Raw genomic sequence first — 15,379 nt, forward strand, 5'->3', positions numbered from 1 at the left:
AAATTTAAAAATATAACATCATGGCTCATAAAAAAGGTGTCGGTAGTTCAAAGAACGGTAGAGAATCAGAATCGAAACGATTAGGCGTTAAAATTTTTGGTGGACAAGCTGCTTTGGCGGGAAATATTTTAGTACGTCAAAGAGGAACAAAACACCATCCTGGTGATAATGTTTATATGGGTAAAGACCATACTTTACATGCACAGATCGACGGTATCGTAAAATTTGCAAAGAAAAAAGATAACAAATCTTACGTTTCTATAGAAAAAGCTGAAGCTTAAGTAGTTTTCAAAGCTTTAATAAAAAACCCTTATCAATAGATAAGGGTTTTTTTGTTTATTTATTTTGCGTAGACAAACTTCATAAATTTTCATACTTTCGTAAACCTATATAGCGCAAAAAGAAACTAAACTTGAGCAATTTAAAACGCTTTTTTAAAGATACCCTTATCTACGGTATAGCGGCTGTATTGCCAAGAGCCATCAACATTTTATTGGTAAAACTGCACACCAATACGTTGAGCAGTGAGAAATATGCTGAGAATACTTTGTATTTTGTTTATGCAGCCTATTTAAACGCAATTTTAACCTTTGGCATGGAAACGGCCTTTTTCAGGTTCTTCACAAAAGAAAAAGAGAAAGGAAAAGTCATCTCTACAAGTTTTTACTCCATTTTATCTGTCACAATCATTTTCTTGGCACTTGCTCTCTACTTTTCTAAAGAACTAAGTATTTATTTCGGATTTGGGCATCCCATTTATTTACAAATATTAATCTGGGTAACGGCTTTAGATACTTTGGTTGTGATTCCTTTTGCTTATTTAAGGGCAACGAATAAACCTATAAAATTCGCATCCGTCAAAATCTTCAATATTCTTATCTACGCTTTTTTTAATATTCTGTTCTTATTGTTTTTACCAAAATGGATAGAACAAGGTCATACTTTATCAATACTAGAAGAAACGTATCACAAATACCCATTGGTTGTCTTTATTTTCTTGTCTAATTTATTTGCCAGTATTTTTACATTCATTATCCTTTTCCCTATCATTCTTAAGTTCAAATTCACCTTCGATAAAAAACTTTTACGCGAAATGATGGCTTATGGAATTCCAATTCTCATAACCAGTTTGGCATTTGTGACCAATGAAAATTTAGATAAAATTCTTCTAGAAAAATATTTAGGAAAAGAAGAGATGGGTATTTATGCTGCCTGTTATAAATTAGGTGTATTTATGATGCTTTTTACCATGGCTTTCAAACTTGGTGCAGAACCATTTTTCTTTAACAAGGCAGCTGACAAGAATGCAAAAGAGACTTATGCCAAAATTCTAAATTGGTTCACCATTTTGGGTTCTCTTTTCCTTTTAGTTGTTATACTTTTCTTACCCCTCTTTGCAAAACTCTTACTGGGAGATGAATCATATTACGCCGGATTGAAAATTGTACCCATTATCTTATACGCCAATTTAATGCTTGGTATTTCTTACAACCTCGCTGTTTGGTATAAACTCACCGACAAAACAATTTACGGCACCTACTTTGCATTGGTCGGATCTGTTATTACCATATTAGTTAACATTTGGCTCATTCCAAAAATAGGCTATATGGCTTCTGCTTGGGCAACATTATTCTCCTATGGCATCATAGTAATTTTATCTTATTTCACGGGTAAAAAACATTACCCTATCCCCTACTCAATTTCTAAAACTACCTTTTATCTAATTACATCTTTGATTATTTCGATGATCTCTCTTAGCCAATTTAATGGCAATTATGTTGTTTCTGTATTGTTACTGCTTTTGTTCACTTCTCTAATTTTGTGGAAAGAAAAATCTGAATTACAAAATATTTTTAAAAAATGATAGTTAATATAATTAATAAATCGAACCATCCAACACCGTCATATCAAACAAAAGCATCTGCCGGTATGGATCTTCGTGCAAATATTGAAAAACCGGTAGAGTTAAATCCATTGGAGAGAACTGTTATTAAAACCGGATTATTTATTGCGCTTCCGGAAGGTTATGAGGCACAAGTTAGACCTCGTAGCGGACTGGCAGCAAAACATGGCATTACGGTGTTAAACACCCCTGGAACTATTGATGCAGATTACCGAGGTGAAATTGGTGTGATCTTGGTGAATTTATCAAATGACAAATTTACCATTCAGGATGGAGACAGAATTGCACAACTCGTTATTGCCAAGCACGAGCAAGTGAGTTGGAGGGAAGTTGAAATTTTAGAAGACACATCTCGAGGAGCTGGCGGTTTCGGAAGTACAGGAGTTTAATAGGATCTAAGCAAGAAATAACTTGTAGATCTTTAAAAAATATTTTATGAAATTGATCAAGTTATTTCTTGTTTTTATCGTAAGTTCAATAAATGCGCAGCAAAATAATTTGAACATGGATTCTCTCTCTAGCGAAACATGCAGCTGTATCGAAAAAATAAATATCACCGAAAAGCATAAAAATCAAGCCGTCAACAAATGCTTGAGCCAAACAATTGCAAATCATATCCAGTCAGATATGGCATCTACAGAAGTCATTACAGAAAAAAGATCTGCGGAGATTTATAAGCTTGTAGAGAATCATTTAATCGATAACTGCAAAGCATTAAAAAGCCTGATGTTTACAGAAACGGAAGATGTCGGGCACGTATCGTCAAAGAATGTCTTGGCTCAGTTAGCTTATGACGATGGAATGGATTATTTAAAGGAAGAGGATTTGCCAAATGCCATAGAAAAGTTCAAGAAAGCTGTTCTTTTGGATCCTGAATTTGTCTATGCTTGGGACAATCTAGGTGTCTCATACCGAAAAAACAATGAATTAGATTTAGCCATTGAAGCTTATCAGAATTCGTTAAAAATTTTTCCTAATGGCAAGCTTCCTCTAATCAATCTTGCAGTTGTTTATAATGTGTCGGGGAATGCAGAAAAGTCCAGAGAATATTATAAAAAATACTGTGAAATTTTTCCTGAAGACCCAGAGGGGTATTATGGTTTGGGATTAATCGAATATAGTGGTGGGCAATTGGAATCTGGCTTAGACAACTTGGTTCATTCATTTATCTTATATAGTGCACAACAATCTCCTTATAGGTCTGATGCCGCAGGTAAAATTGGGTATATCTATAATGATCTCAAATCAAAAAATCAGACAGAAATTTTTGATAGAGTGGTTCATAAATACGACCTAAAAATAAAAATGAACTAGATCATATTTCTAAGGGTATAAATCTTTTAGCCGCTAAAATCAAACCAAAAACAATAAAAACAATACCCAAGCCAAATTGCATTTTATGCAATACTATTGGTGTTAGCTTCGATTTTAGTTGTTTAGAAACCACAATTTTAAATAGATCTATTACAAAAAAAGTAATCATTGTTGTGGCAAAATACTGAATGATTTTATTTTTATCGAGTTCCAAACTAGCGGTAACCGCAATAACTACAGCGAACCAAAAAGCTAAGACGCCAACATTGATAAAATTTAAGAAAAATCCTTTTAAGAAAAGTTTGAGGTAGTTTGAAGGTTCATTCACTCTTAATTTTGAATTTGCGATACCCGTCTCACCGGATTTCTTTACAATGGTAAAAACCCCAAAAGCAATTAATACTAATCCACCAAAAAGGTATACGCGGCTATCGTTCTGTATTCTCTCTAAAAATCCAACACTACCAAAATATGCCAATGAAATAAATGAGATATCCGCTAAAATCACACCCAGATCAAATACTATTGCTGCCCTGGCACCTTTTGTTACACTGGTCTCTATCAATGTAAAAAAGACAGGACCTATCATAAAAGCCAGGCCAATTCCTAATAATATTGCATTTAAACTTTCATTGAGCATTCCGCTAATTTAACTTTAGACATCGTCATAATCAATAGATACTGTTGATGTAATGGGATGTGCCTGACAAGTTAATATTAATCCTTCAGCCAATTCTTCGTCACTCAGTATACGGTTATTATCCATTTTTACAGCTCCTTCTGTCACCTTAGCCAGGCAACTACTACAGATACCTCCTTGGCAAGAATAAGGTGCATCAACGCCGTGCGCGAGCGCAGCACCAAGTACTGTCTCATCCTGACGCATTTCAAAAGTAGTCTCTTCTTCGTCTAAATGAATTTTAACTTTCGCTGATCCTTTAAACTCATTTTGATTTACCTCTTTTTCTTCTGTAACATTAAACCACTCGATGTGAATTTGATCTTCACTAAATTGATGTTTGAGCAAATAATGATTAACTTGGTCAATCATGCCCTCCGGACCACATATATAAATTCCGCTAACGGATGGATTAATTTTTTCTTCCTTTAAAATCTGAGTTAAAAGATTTTCTGAGATTCTTCCAAAATGGTGTTTCTCAGATAATTTTCTACTAAATACATAATGTAAAGCAAGTCTCTCCGGATAATTCTTTTTAAGTGTTTCAATGTTTTCTAAAAACATCGTCTCTTCTAAACTTTGATTTCCGTAAACAAGAACAACCTGACTATTTGATTTTGATTCCAGTAAAGAACTAAGCATCGAAAGAATTGGCGTAATACCACTTCCAGCAGCAAACATCACATATTTATCTTCGGCCTGTTCGGGTTCAAGTATAAAACGTCCTTCAGGCGCAGTAACCTCTAAAACATCTCCAGCCTTTAGTTTTTCATTTGCAAAAACAGAAAAACTTCCTCCCTCCACTTTTTTAATAGCAATACGAACTTCTCCGCTATTTAATGAGGAGCAAATCGAATACGCCCTTCTCAATTCCTTTTCTTGAATTTTTTTTCTAATGTTTACATACTGCCCCGGTTTAAAACGAAATTCGCTTTTAAGTTCAGACGGTATTTCAAATAAAACAGAAACTGACGAAGGAGTTTCTCTTCGAACTTCCTTTACTTTTAACGGATAAAAAACAGACATAAAACTTCTTTTTCAGCAAATTAACTTTTGGATATGTGATTTGGTAACTCATTCTTATCAGTATGATGATAAGGGAAGAATTCACTCAACTTTTGTCCAGCCTCAATAATTCCCAAAACCAAACCATCACAAAAATTGCCTTTTGCAAATTCACCCTGAACACGATCTTTTACGCTATCCCAGAAATTTTTAGGTACTTTTTTATCAATGCCGGAATCACCAATCACGGCAAACATATGACTTTGGACGGAGACATAAAATAAAACACCATTGCGGTCTTTGGTTTTATCCATGCCGAGATAATTGAATACCTCTTTTGCTCTGTCTAAACATCCTATTTCGCAATTATTCTCAATATGAACACGTATTTCACCAGATGTTTTTTCTTCTGAACCTCGAATCGTTTCAACAATTTGTTTCTCCTCTTCGGGGCTTAAAAAATCTTCTACAATACTCATATTTCGTTTATTTTTATCCAAATGAGACTAGGAATTAAAATCTACTGTTGGTGCATTCTCACTTCCAGCTGCTGCTTCAAATAAAACTAGCGGATCAAAATTTAAAATGTTAGCCACCACGCTTGCTGGAAACTTTCTCACATAAACATTATAATCTTTTGCTAATTCATTGTACCTGTTTCGTTCAACATTAATTCTGTTTTCTGTTCCTTCTAATTGACTCTGCAGTTCTAAAAAGTTTTGATTTGCTTTTAAATCCGGATATCTTTCTGCAACTACCATTAAACGGCTTAATGCGCCACTTAAAGTATTTTGAGATTCTTGAAATGCAGCCATTTGTTCTGGCGTTACATTGGTAGGATCTATGGTTGTTTTTGTAGCATTTGCACGCGCATTAATTACCCCTTCTAAAGTTTCTTTTTCATGCTCTGCATATCCTTTTACCGTATTGACTAAATTTGGTATTAAATCTGCTCTTCGCTGGTAGGCACTTTCGACATTTGCCCACTGCGTTTTAGCAGTTTCTTGCTTTTCTACCATGGTATTGTTCAAACCTACACCCCATCTAAAAAGACCAATAAGTAGAACTACGATAATAATAAAGGGAAGCCATTTTTTCATTTTTTTTTAATTTAAGTTAAAGATTATAGTTGATTTTTAATTTTCAATAGTTCTTCTTTGATCGCTTGAAGTCTCAAAATAATATCATGAGTCTCCACAACTTCTTGCGGTTTTTCTTTTAATTTAATCTTTGCTCCTTCTAAGGTATAACCTTTCTCTTTTACCAAATAAAAAATCATTTGTAAATTTTTAATATCCTCAGGGGTAAACAACCTGTTGCCTTTTTTATTTTTTTTGGGCTTTAAAATATCAAATTCATTCTCCCAAAAGCGAATAAGAGATGCATTCACACCAAAAGCATTGGCAACTTCTCCAATTTTATAATATCTTTTATCAGGTAAGTCTATGTGCATTAGTCGTATGATTGTCCTTCTTGTGATGATCTCAACAGCATTTCCTGGAATTCTTCCGGTGTAAGTTCTCCATAATAGAAATTAATCGGATTAACTGCCTGCCCTTTATACCAAACTTCATAATGTAAGTGAGGTGCCTGTGACCGCCCTGTACTACCAATAAAACCAATCAGATCACCTCTTTTCACACGCTGTCCTTTTCTTACATTGTATTTAGAAAGATGGGCATAGAGCGTTAAGTAATCAAATCCATGATCTATTCTAATATGATTTCCAAATCCTGAAGAGGCGTTATCAGCACGCGTAACTATGCCATTTCCCGTAGCATAAATCGGTATACCCCTTGGTGCGGTAAAATCCATTCCTTTATGAAATTTTCTCGCTTTTGTAAATGGGTCCAAACGCCAACCATAACCTGAAGCCATCCTCGTCAAATCTTCATTACTTACAGGCTGAATAGCCGGTATAGCTGCGAGTAGAGCCTCTTTATCTTTTGCATAACCTGTAATCTCGTCCAAAGATTTTGATTGTACATACAACTGTTTTGAGAGCACATCCATCTTTTTTGTCGCTTCCGTTATCATGTTGCTGTAATCAAATCCCTCTAAAGATTTATACCTGTTTACACCACCAAAACCAGCTTTCCTTTGTTCTTCAGGAATTGGATTCGCCTCAAAATATACTCGATATATATTGTTATCTCTTTCTTGAATTTCATCGAGAACTTTTTGCGATTGTTCCATTCGCTTACTCAGTAATTCATAATTTAATTTCAAATTCTCCAATTCTCTTTGCATGACCTTCTCTTTTGGTGATGCAATGTATTGTAATAAAACGGTAACAGATAAAAATCCGAATAAAGCTGACGCGATGATAAAAAGCATGGCTCTTCTAAATCGATCTCGCTTTCTGGTTTGTATTTTTTTATAGGATAAAGTATCTGAATCGTAATAATATTTTACTTTCGCCATAATCTATAATTGTACTATTTTTGCAGTATTAAACTGAAAAAAAGCCAGATTAACAAAATTACAATTTTTTTTATTACCCAAACATTTTAGAAAACAAATAGCTCATTGTATGACCTCCTCAGAAATTAGGCAAAAATTCTTAAATTTTTTTGAATCAAAATCACACGACATTGTTGCGTCTGCACCTATTGTCATAAAAAATGATCCTACCCTTATGTTTACCAACGCCGGGATGAATCAATTCAAAGAGTATTTTTTGGGGCAAAGAAAAGTTGAAACGAAAAGAATTGCTGATACGCAAAAATGCCTCAGGGTTTCCGGTAAACACAATGATCTTGAAGAGGTAGGTATTGACACATACCATCATACAATGTTTGAAATGCTTGGAAATTGGAGTTTTGGTGATTACTTTAAAAAGGAAGCAATTGCATGGGCTTGGGAATTGTTAACAGAAGTATTTAAAATCGATAAAAAAGATTTATATGTTACTGTTTTTGAAGGAAGCGAAGATGAAAATTTGGCATTTGACCAAGAAGCTTATGACTGCTGGGCAAAACTGATCGATAAAGATCGAATCATTAATGGTAATAAAAAAGATAATTTTTGGGAAATGGGTGCTCAAGGACCTTGTGGACCTTGTAGTGAGATACATGTAGATATTCGTTCTGAAGAAGAAAAGGCGAAAATTTCAGGCAAAGATTTGGTAAATAATGATCACCCCCAAGTCGTTGAAATTTGGAACCTTGTGTTCATGGAATTCAACCGAAAAGCAGATGGAAAATTAGAAAAATTACCCGCCAAGCACGTAGATACTGGAATGGGTTTTGAAAGATTATGTACTGTACTTCAAAAGAAAAAATCCAATTACGACACAGATGTTTTTCAACCACTTATTAGAGAAATTGAAGCGGTAACAGATTTTAAATATGGTAAAAATGCAGAGACAGATATTGCCATTCGCGTCATTGCAGACCATGTAAGAGCCGTTGCATTTTCTATTGCAGACGGACAGTTACCCTCAAATACTGGTGCCGGATATGTCATTAGAAGAATATTGCGCAGAGCCATACGGTACGGATACACATTTTTGAATAAAAAGGAACCTTTTATTTTTCAGTTAGCCCAAGTTTTAAGTGACCAGATGGGATCTTCTTTTCCTGAATTAACAGATCAAAAACGCCTTATCCAAATTGTGATCAAGGAGGAAGAAAATGCCTTTTTAAAAACCTTGGAACAAGGTTTAGTAATCTTAGATCAGATTGTTCAAAACAACAAAGGAAAAATAGTCTCTGGTAAAAAATGTTTTGAATTATACGACACCTATGGTTTTCCTCTAGACCTTACTGCCTTAATTTTGAGGGAAAAAGGCTTGTCTTTTGACGAAGCTGATTTTCACAATGAAATGCAAAAGCAAAAAGAAAGATCTCGCTCTGCTGCCAGTATCGATGCCGATGATTGGGTTATTTTAATCCATGACCAGGAAGAAGAATTTATTGGTTATGATTATTTAAAAACTAATGTAAGAATTACACGGTATAGAAAAGTTAGTTCGAAAAAGGATGGTACTTGGTATCAACTGGTTTTCAACCTTACACCATTCTACCCTGAAGGTGGAGGTCAAATGGGAGACAAAGGATATTTACAAGCTGCGAACGGCGACGTATTTTATATACTAGACACAAAAAAAGAAAACAACCTCATTCTACATTATTCTAAAACCTTACCAACAGAATTACACCAAACCTTTTTAGCAGTTGTAGATGATAGAAATAGGTTGGCCGTTACTTGTAATCATTCTGCTACACATTTGTTACATCAAGGCTTAAGAACCATTTTAGGAGATCATGTAGCACAGAAAGGCTCTGCCGTTTATGCAAGAAATTTACGCTTTGATTTCTCACATTTTTCAAAGGTCACAGATCAAGAGTTGAAAGAGGTTGAGAATTTTGTCAATGCGAGAATAAATGAAAAATTAGATCTTGTAGAACAGAGAAATATACCCATTCAAGTAGCCGAAGAGCAAGGTGCTATGATGCTCTTTGGAGAAAAATATGGCGACACAGTAAGAACAATTAAATTTGGCAAATCGATTGAACTATGCGGAGGAACCCATGTTAAAAATACCGGCGACATCTGGTATTTTAAAATCACCTCCGAAAGTGCCGTGGCTGCAGGAATTAGAAGAATTGAAGCTGTGACGAATGAAATTGTTAAAGATTATTTCTTAGCTCAGGATAATGAATTCAGCGAGTTAAAATCACTTTTAAAAAATCCATCAGACACAAAACAGGCGGTCTTAAAATTGCAAGAAGAAAATGCCGCTTTGAAAAAAGAGGTTGAAAAACTTATTCAAGAAAAAGCGAACTCACTTAAAACTGATCTGTTATCCAAAATAGAAAAGTTAAACGGTGTAAATTTTTTAGCAACGAACATTGAAATGGATGCTGGAACAATCAAAAATATGGCCTTCGAGTTGGGAGATCAAATTTCTAATTTATTTTTCATCAATGGATCTAAAAACGATGGCAAAGCATTTCTGACCATCTATATTTCAAAAAATTTAACAGAAGAAAAAAGTTTAAATGCCGGCACAATAGTCAGAGAATTAGGTAAATATATTCAAGGAGGCGGTGGCGGACAGAGTTTCTTTGCAACTGCTGGAGGCAAAAATCCGGAAGGCATTGCAAAAGCTTTATCCAAAGCTAAGAGTTATCTTGTTTAAATGAAATTTAGGACTGAAATAAAAATTGGAAAAGCATATCCTCAGATTAATTACGAATCTAAAATAGCCCTTTTTGGCTCTTGTTTTTCCGAGCATATTTCAAGTTGTTTAAAGCGATATCAATTTCAAACTTTCACAAATTCGCATGGCATAGTATTTCATCCTTTGGCAATTGAAAATTCGATAAAAAGGAGTCTAGAAGGAAAAAAGTACTGTGCGGAAGATTTAAACAAATTAAACGACATCTGGTTTAGCTACGAACATCACTCAAAGTTTTCTTCTACTGACCCGAAAAGCACCTTGCAAAAAATCAATGACCATATTAAGTTGGGTAATGTTTTTTTATCCGAGGCAAGCCATGTAATTTTTACTTTAGGAACTGCCTGGGTCTATAAAAGAAGTAACGGAAATCTTGTTGCAAATTGCCACAAAGTACCTCAAAAGGAATTTAGCAAAACACTTCTTTCTCATGAAGAAATTACGAATTCTTTGGTTAGGACAATCGAAAGATTAAAATTACAAAGACCAGGTCTTACAATCATTCTCACTTTAAGTCCGGTAAGACATCTCAAAGATGGTTTTGTTGAAAATGCTCAAAGCAAGGGCTTACTTTTAAACGCAATACATTCGGTATGCGATATGAAAAAGGTTCATTATTTTCCATCTTATGAAATAATGATGGATGATTTAAGAGATTACCGATTTTACGAAAAAGACCTGATTCACCCCAGCGAAACTGCTGTTGAGTATATTTGGGAAAAGTTTAAGGATACTTGGGTAGATGAATCCATTCATCTGGATATGAAAGAAATAGATCGTGTCTTTACCTCATTGAACCACAAACCTTTTCATGAAAAATCTGATGCCCATCAAACATTCTTAGAAGAATTGACGGTTAAAATAAAATCTTTAGAGGAGAAATATCCTCATTTATCATTTCACAAAAAAAGAGGATCGAATTGATCCTCTTTTCTATTTTAGTAATTTTAACTTCTTATTTTATACAAGCAGCAACACTCTGCCATGGTCCACCATTGATAGCGTCAACACCATTTTGTTTTAAAAAATTAGCCGCTGTACCGCTCCTTGCACCACTTCTACAACAAGTAATTACAGATTTACCAAGCTTTTTTATTTCCTCTAATTTAGCTTCAACTGTATCCAATGGAATATTTTTAGATCCTTCCACATGCCCTTCCACAAATTCAGCAATCGTTCTCACATCGATCACAACAGCTCCTTTGTCTAAATATTCCTCAATCGCCGGGGTAGCGACACTACTTCCAAATAAATTAAAAAATCCCATAATCTAGTATTTAAATTTTTTGCAAATTAAGTTTAAATGTTCCACCTATAATGTAACTATTGTTGCAGGTAAATATTGTTCAAATATAGTCATTGTGTTTTATGTATCTATTCGCCTGCACAATTTCAGCCAAACCTTAACATTTTTCATGCCAAAAAAAAAACCTGCTACAGATAGTGAAACAGGATTTTTTCATTGTAACTAAATCTTTATTATCTCGTAAATAACATTTCACGATACTTCACAAGCGGCCACATTTCATCATCTACCATCAGTTCTAACTTGTCACAGTGGTATCTAATTATATCAAAATACGGCTTCACCTTATCACAGTAAGCCATAGCAGTCTCTTCTGCATTATCTAAAATATTGGCTTTTTTGCGTTCTTCTATCATTTCGTGAACATTTTGACTTATCGCACTTGTATGAACAGAAATTTTTCTAATTAAGTCCATTTGATCTTTTGCAATGGTTCTAAACTCCTCTTCGAAGACTTCTTTTAAACCACTAACATTTTCAATCAAAACATTCTGATAGTTAAGCGCTGTAGGTACTACATGATTTAATGCGATATCTCCTAAAACTCTTGCCTCAATTTGAATTCGCATGGTATACTCCTCCAACTTGATTTCATGACGCGCTTCAATCTCAACCTTGTTCATCACCTCCAATTCTTCGTACAAAGCAATTGTTTTAGGTGCAACATCTGCTTTTAGGGCAACTGGCGTTGTTTTATTATTACTCAAACCTCTTTTAGCTGCTTCAATTTCCCATTCGGCACTGTATCCGTTTCCTTCAAAAAGGATGTGTTTTGAATCTTTAATATATTCTCTTAAGACATTGAAAATAGCTTCATCTTTCTTCAAATCCTTTTCTTCAATCAAAGCATCAACCTCAATTTTAAAATCTTTCAACTGTTTTGCTACAACGGAGTTTAAAACTGTCATCGGAATAGCACAGTTAGCCAAAGAACCAACTGCTCTAAATTCAAATTTATTACCTGTAAAGGCGAAAGGTGAAGTTCTATTTCTATCTGTATTATCTAGTAAAATTTCAGGAATCTTTCCAACTACATTTAATTTTAGATCTGTTTTTTCTTCTGGAGAAAGCTTTCCATTGGTTACCTCTTCCAATTCTTTTAATACTTCAGTCAATTGCGCTCCGATAAAAATCGACAAAATTGCTGGCGGCGCTTCATTGGCTCCCAATCTATGATCATTACTTGCAGATGCAATACCTGCACGCATTAATTCTTCGTATTCTTTTAAAGCTTTAATTGTATTGATAAAGAAAGTTAAGAATTGCAAATTGCGCATTGGCGTCCTTCCAGGACTCAATAAATTCACTCCGGTATCTGTGCTCAATGACCAGTTATTATGCTTTCCTGAACCATTGATTCCTGCAAATGGTTTCTCGTGTAAAAGAACTTTAAAATTATGCTTAGATGCAACTTTCCCCATTAGATCCATCAACAAGGAGTTATGGTCTACCGCTAAATTTGCTTCTTCATAAATTGGTGCTAACTCAAACTGATTTGGTGCTACCTCATTATGTCTTGTTTTTACAGGAATCCCTAATTTCATACATTCCTGCTCCAATTCACGCATAAAATTGAGCGCTCTACCTGGAATACTTCCAAAATAATGGTCATCTAATTGCTGACCTTTGGCCGGCGCATGACCCAATAATGTTCTACCTGTCATTACAATGTCAGGACGAGCACTTGCCAATGCCTTATCAATTAAGAAATATTCTTGTTCCCATCCTAAAGATGCGTTTACTTTTGTTACGTTTTTGTCAAAATATTTTGCAACTGCAGTTGCGTGTTTATCCACTGCTTGAAGTGCTCTTAACAAAGGTGTTTTATTATCTAGAGCTTCTCCTGTATAGGAAACAAAAATTGTTGGGATACATAGTGTGGTACCCAAAATAAAAGCAGGAGATGTTGGATCCCAAGCCGTATAACCTCTAGCTTCAAAAGTATTTCTAATTCCTCCATTTGGAAAACTTGAAGCATCAGGCTCTTGTTGAACCAATTCACTTCCTCCAAATTTTTCGATAGCCATCCCCTCTCCGATAGGTTCAAAGAAAGAATCGTGCTTTTCTGCAGTTCCACCAGTTAATGGCTGAAACCAGTGTGTATAATGAGTTACTCCTTTAGACATAGCCCATTCTTTCATCAGAGAAGCCACCTGATCTGCTATCTTACGATCTATTTTTGCCCCAACCTTTATAGCACTTAAAACACCGTTATAAGCTTCTTTGGTTAGGTACTGGCGCATCGCTTTTTCACTAAATACATTGCAGCCAAACATTTCTGAACGCTTAACTGTTTCTGATACTTCAACAGGCTTTCTGTTTAAGGTTTCTTTTAATACTTCAAATCTGAATGTGGTCATACGAATATTTTCTAAAAATTACCAAGCAAAAATATAAAAATAAGGACATATCCAAACCTATACCCACTTTTTTTTAGGGTTAAGTAGCTATTTTTTTTAAATAAACAATTAATTCCCCTGTTTTTTTTAAGGTTATCAAAATATGCGTGCTAGAATGCAGTAGAATTATAAATCTAAGAATTACAACATGAGTGTTATAAAGACTGTATAACAACCAAGTAAGATAAGTCCTTCCTTCCAACTCAATTTCATTTTCACCGGTGTAAAAACCAATGGAAAAATCATTATAGCAAATACCAACATCCATATCAAATCGTATGAAATTAGCTTGTCATCCACAGCTTTTATGGGAGTAATGATTGATGTTACACCTATAACACCGAAAATATTAAATATGTTAGAACCCAAAAGATTACCTAAGGAAATAGCTTTTTCCTTTTTTATAATAGCGATTACCGATGCAGCTAATTCAGGTACACTTGTACCTATTGAAATAATGGTTACACCTATTACTCGTTCACTTACGCCTAGCTCATTTGCCAAATTCACCGCCCCTTTTACCAGCAGTTCAGAACCCGCCCAAAGACCCAATCCACCGAGCGACAAATATAAAAGGGATAAATAAACAGGCAATTCAATCTCTTCCAGCTCATCATCCTCTACAACTGCTTTTTTTTGAAACTTTAGCAAGTAAATAAGAAAAAATACCAGCAATAAAACAAATATAATTCCTTCACCTCTGCTTATTATCCCGTCGAATTTAATAAACAGATAAAACAATATTGAGGCAAACATCATAACCGGCCAGTCTGTGATATAAAAACTCTTTTCAACGCTAATCGTGGATAGAACTATAACAATTCCCAGTACCAATCCTAAATTGGCAATATTGGATCCAATGACATTTCCTAAAGAAATATCTGCAAATCCGCTCATTGCAGCATTTACGCTCACAATTAATTCAGGGGCAGAGGTAGCAAAGGAAACGACTGTCATTCCAATAACAATCTTAGGAATATTGAGTCGCAGTGAGAGTCCAACCGCAGCCTTTAACAACCAATTCCCTCCCAAAATTAAGATGATAAAACCAGCAAGTATAAGTAGATAATTCATTTTCAAAAGTTTCGGTAAATATAAAATTTAATCTTATCGCTGAAATAATTGAAAGGCATATCCTTCAAAATATTAAATATTTGTTAAACCAACTATTTATTTAGTTATATAACTATTTTTATAGTTTATATTTGTGAAAAAGTTAATCCATGGAAAAACTCACCAATAAAGAAGAGGAGATCATGCAGGTTCTTTGGGATCTTGAAAAAGCGTTTGTAAAAGATGTGATTGCGAAATTTCCTAAACCAGCTCCTCATTATAATACTGTTTCTACCATGATCAGAAATTTAGAGGAAAAAGGTATTGTTTCCCATGAAACTTTTGGCAAAACACATCAATACTTTCCATTGATATCTAAAGAAGAGTATAGAAAAAAATTCATGCATAAAACCATTCAAAATTATTTTGAGAATTCTTACAAAAATGTGGTTTCCTTTTTTGCTAAGGAAGAGAAGATTAGCGTAAAAGAACTTAAAGAAATTATAGAAATCATCGAAAATAATAAACAATAGCG

Annotated in this window: 16 protein-coding genes; 7 read left to right on the plus strand and 9 right to left on the minus strand. The window is 34.5% G+C overall.

All coding sequences use genetic code 11. The annotated features are described in order from the left end of the window. Positions 1 to 20 precede the first annotated feature (20 nt). The 4 genes from rpmA (at position 21) to ACFQ39_RS00510 (ending at position 3,217) form a co-directional block, all read left to right on the plus strand. Positions 21 to 281 (plus strand): 50S ribosomal protein L27, encoded by a 261-nt coding sequence (rpmA, locus tag ACFQ39_RS00495; protein ID WP_377175348.1) that lies wholly within the window; start codon positions 21 to 23, stop codon positions 279 to 281. Positions 282 to 412: 131 nt separating this feature from the next. Beyond that, positions 413 to 1,864 carry a lipopolysaccharide biosynthesis protein gene (locus ACFQ39_RS00500; RefSeq protein WP_377175349.1) on the plus strand — a complete coding sequence of 484 codons (1,452 nt, stop codon included), beginning with the start codon at positions 413 to 415 and terminating at the stop codon, positions 1,862 to 1,864. Then, positions 1,861 to 2,292, plus strand: coding sequence for a dUTP diphosphatase (dut, locus tag ACFQ39_RS00505; RefSeq protein ID WP_377175350.1), 432 nt, complete (start codon positions 1,861 to 1,863; stop codon positions 2,290 to 2,292). Before ACFQ39_RS00500 ends, dut begins: the two co-directional genes overlap by 4 nt. Positions 2,293 to 2,338: 46 nt before the next feature. Beyond that, positions 2,339 to 3,217, plus strand: coding sequence for a tetratricopeptide repeat protein (locus tag ACFQ39_RS00510; RefSeq protein ID WP_377175352.1), 879 nt, complete (start codon positions 2,339 to 2,341; stop codon positions 3,215 to 3,217). A gap of 1 nt (position 3,218) precedes the next feature. On the opposite strand, the gene ACFQ39_RS00515 is transcribed toward ACFQ39_RS00510, so the two are convergent. The 6 genes from ACFQ39_RS00515 to ACFQ39_RS00540 are packed head-to-tail and all read right to left on the minus strand — an operon-like array spanning position 3,219 to position 7,325. After that, the gene (locus ACFQ39_RS00515) at positions 3,219 to 3,857 is read right to left on the minus strand and encodes a LysE family translocator (protein ID WP_377175354.1); all 639 of its coding nucleotides are present in this window, start codon (positions 3,855 to 3,857) and stop codon (positions 3,219 to 3,221) included. Positions 3,858 to 3,872: 15 nt separating this feature from the next. Further along, positions 3,873 to 4,922 (minus strand): 2Fe-2S iron-sulfur cluster-binding protein, encoded by a 1,050-nt coding sequence (locus ACFQ39_RS00520; RefSeq protein WP_377175356.1) that lies wholly within the window; start codon positions 4,920 to 4,922, stop codon positions 3,873 to 3,875. A 20-nt stretch (positions 4,923 to 4,942) separates the two neighbouring features. Then, positions 4,943 to 5,380, minus strand: coding sequence for a TPM domain-containing protein (locus tag ACFQ39_RS00525; RefSeq protein ID WP_377175358.1), 438 nt, complete (start codon positions 5,378 to 5,380; stop codon positions 4,943 to 4,945). Positions 5,381 to 5,407: 27 nt separating this feature from the next. After that, positions 5,408 to 6,001, minus strand: coding sequence for a LemA family protein (locus tag ACFQ39_RS00530; RefSeq protein ID WP_377175360.1), 594 nt, complete (start codon positions 5,999 to 6,001; stop codon positions 5,408 to 5,410). A 23-nt stretch (positions 6,002 to 6,024) separates the two neighbouring features. Beyond that, positions 6,025 to 6,354: a MerR family transcriptional regulator gene (locus ACFQ39_RS00535; protein WP_377175362.1), complete on the minus strand. Its 330-nt coding sequence runs from the start codon at positions 6,352 to 6,354 to the stop codon at positions 6,025 to 6,027. Next, positions 6,354 to 7,325, minus strand: a complete 972-nt coding sequence (locus tag ACFQ39_RS00540; RefSeq protein WP_377175364.1) for a peptidoglycan DD-metalloendopeptidase family protein — start codon at positions 7,323 to 7,325, stop codon at positions 6,354 to 6,356. The genes ACFQ39_RS00535 and ACFQ39_RS00540 overlap by 1 nt, the downstream gene beginning before the upstream one ends. A 109-nt stretch (positions 7,326 to 7,434) precedes the next feature. Between ACFQ39_RS00540 and alaS the strand changes: the two genes are divergently transcribed. Together alaS and ACFQ39_RS00550 are read left to right on the plus strand one after the other, a co-directional pair. Continuing rightward, complete coding sequence (alaS, locus tag ACFQ39_RS00545) at positions 7,435 to 10,047, plus strand: alanine--tRNA ligase (protein WP_377175366.1); 2,613 nt, start codon at positions 7,435 to 7,437, stop codon at positions 10,045 to 10,047. Further along, positions 10,048 to 11,010 carry a GSCFA domain-containing protein gene (locus tag ACFQ39_RS00550; protein ID WP_377175368.1) on the plus strand — a complete coding sequence of 321 codons (963 nt, stop codon included), beginning with the start codon at positions 10,048 to 10,050 and terminating at the stop codon, positions 11,008 to 11,010. It abuts the gene before it with no gap. 31 nt (positions 11,011 to 11,041) lie between these two features. On the opposite strand, the gene ACFQ39_RS00555 is transcribed toward ACFQ39_RS00550, so the two are convergent. The 3 genes from ACFQ39_RS00555 to ACFQ39_RS00565 all read right to left on the minus strand — a co-directional run bounded on the left by ACFQ39_RS00555 (position 11,042) and on the right by ACFQ39_RS00565 (position 14,865). Next, complete coding sequence (locus tag ACFQ39_RS00555) at positions 11,042 to 11,353, minus strand: rhodanese-like domain-containing protein (protein ID WP_377175369.1); 312 nt, start codon at positions 11,351 to 11,353, stop codon at positions 11,042 to 11,044. A gap of 212 nt (positions 11,354 to 11,565) precedes the next feature. Then, a complete protein-coding gene (locus ACFQ39_RS00560; RefSeq protein WP_377175371.1) occupies positions 11,566 to 13,752 on the minus strand; it encodes a glutamine synthetase III family protein in 2,187 nt (728 codons plus the stop codon). Between the two features lie 180 nt (positions 13,753 to 13,932). Further along, positions 13,933 to 14,865 carry a calcium/sodium antiporter gene (locus ACFQ39_RS00565; protein WP_377175373.1) on the minus strand — a complete coding sequence of 311 codons (933 nt, stop codon included), beginning with the start codon at positions 14,863 to 14,865 and terminating at the stop codon, positions 13,933 to 13,935. Positions 14,866 to 15,014: 149 nt separating this feature from the next. Here ACFQ39_RS00565 and ACFQ39_RS00570 point away from each other — a divergent pair, with 149 nt between their 5' ends. Continuing rightward, positions 15,015 to 15,377, plus strand: a complete 363-nt coding sequence (locus tag ACFQ39_RS00570; RefSeq protein ID WP_377175374.1) for a BlaI/MecI/CopY family transcriptional regulator — start codon at positions 15,015 to 15,017, stop codon at positions 15,375 to 15,377. The last annotated feature ends 2 nt before the right edge of the window (positions 15,378 to 15,379 follow it).

It is taken from the genome of Namhaeicola litoreus (assembly GCF_042679565.1).
Taxonomy (GTDB): Bacteria; Bacteroidota; Bacteroidia; order Flavobacteriales; family Flavobacteriaceae; genus Namhaeicola; species Namhaeicola litoreus.

Excerpts from the sequence above, each read along its gene's own strand:
- rpmA (WP_377175348.1), top strand. The coding sequence starts at position 21 with ATGGCTCATAAAAAAGGTGTCGGTAGTTCAAAGAACGGTAGAGAATCA.
- dut (WP_377175350.1), top strand. The coding sequence starts at position 1,861 with ATGATAGTTAATATAATTAATAAATCGAACCATCCAACACCGTCATAT.
- ACFQ39_RS00510 (WP_377175352.1), top strand. The coding sequence starts at position 2,339 with ATGAAATTGATCAAGTTATTTCTTGTTTTTATCGTAAGTTCAATAAAT.
- ACFQ39_RS00515 (WP_377175354.1), bottom strand. The coding sequence starts at position 3,857 with ATGCTCAATGAAAGTTTAAATGCAATATTATTAGGAATTGGCCTGGCT.
- ACFQ39_RS00520 (WP_377175356.1), bottom strand. The coding sequence starts at position 4,922 with ATGTCTGTTTTTTATCCGTTAAAAGTAAAGGAAGTTCGAAGAGAAACT.
- ACFQ39_RS00525 (WP_377175358.1), bottom strand. The coding sequence starts at position 5,380 with ATGAGTATTGTAGAAGATTTTTTAAGCCCCGAAGAGGAGAAACAAATT.
- ACFQ39_RS00530 (WP_377175360.1), bottom strand. The coding sequence starts at position 6,001 with ATGAAAAAATGGCTTCCCTTTATTATTATCGTAGTTCTACTTATTGGT.
- ACFQ39_RS00535 (WP_377175362.1), bottom strand. The coding sequence starts at position 6,354 with ATGCACATAGACTTACCTGATAAAAGATATTATAAAATTGGAGAAGTT.
- ACFQ39_RS00540 (WP_377175364.1), bottom strand. The coding sequence starts at position 7,325 with ATGGCGAAAGTAAAATATTATTACGATTCAGATACTTTATCCTATAAA.
- alaS (WP_377175366.1), top strand. The coding sequence starts at position 7,435 with ATGACCTCCTCAGAAATTAGGCAAAAATTCTTAAATTTTTTTGAATCA.
- ACFQ39_RS00550 (WP_377175368.1), top strand. The coding sequence starts at position 10,048 with ATGAAATTTAGGACTGAAATAAAAATTGGAAAAGCATATCCTCAGATT.
- ACFQ39_RS00555 (WP_377175369.1), bottom strand. The coding sequence starts at position 11,353 with ATGGGATTTTTTAATTTATTTGGAAGTAGTGTCGCTACCCCGGCGATT.
- ACFQ39_RS00560 (WP_377175371.1), bottom strand. The coding sequence starts at position 13,752 with ATGACCACATTCAGATTTGAAGTATTAAAAGAAACCTTAAACAGAAAG.
- ACFQ39_RS00565 (WP_377175373.1), bottom strand. The coding sequence starts at position 14,865 with ATGAATTATCTACTTATACTTGCTGGTTTTATCATCTTAATTTTGGGA.
- ACFQ39_RS00570 (WP_377175374.1), top strand. The coding sequence starts at position 15,015 with ATGGAAAAACTCACCAATAAAGAAGAGGAGATCATGCAGGTTCTTTGG.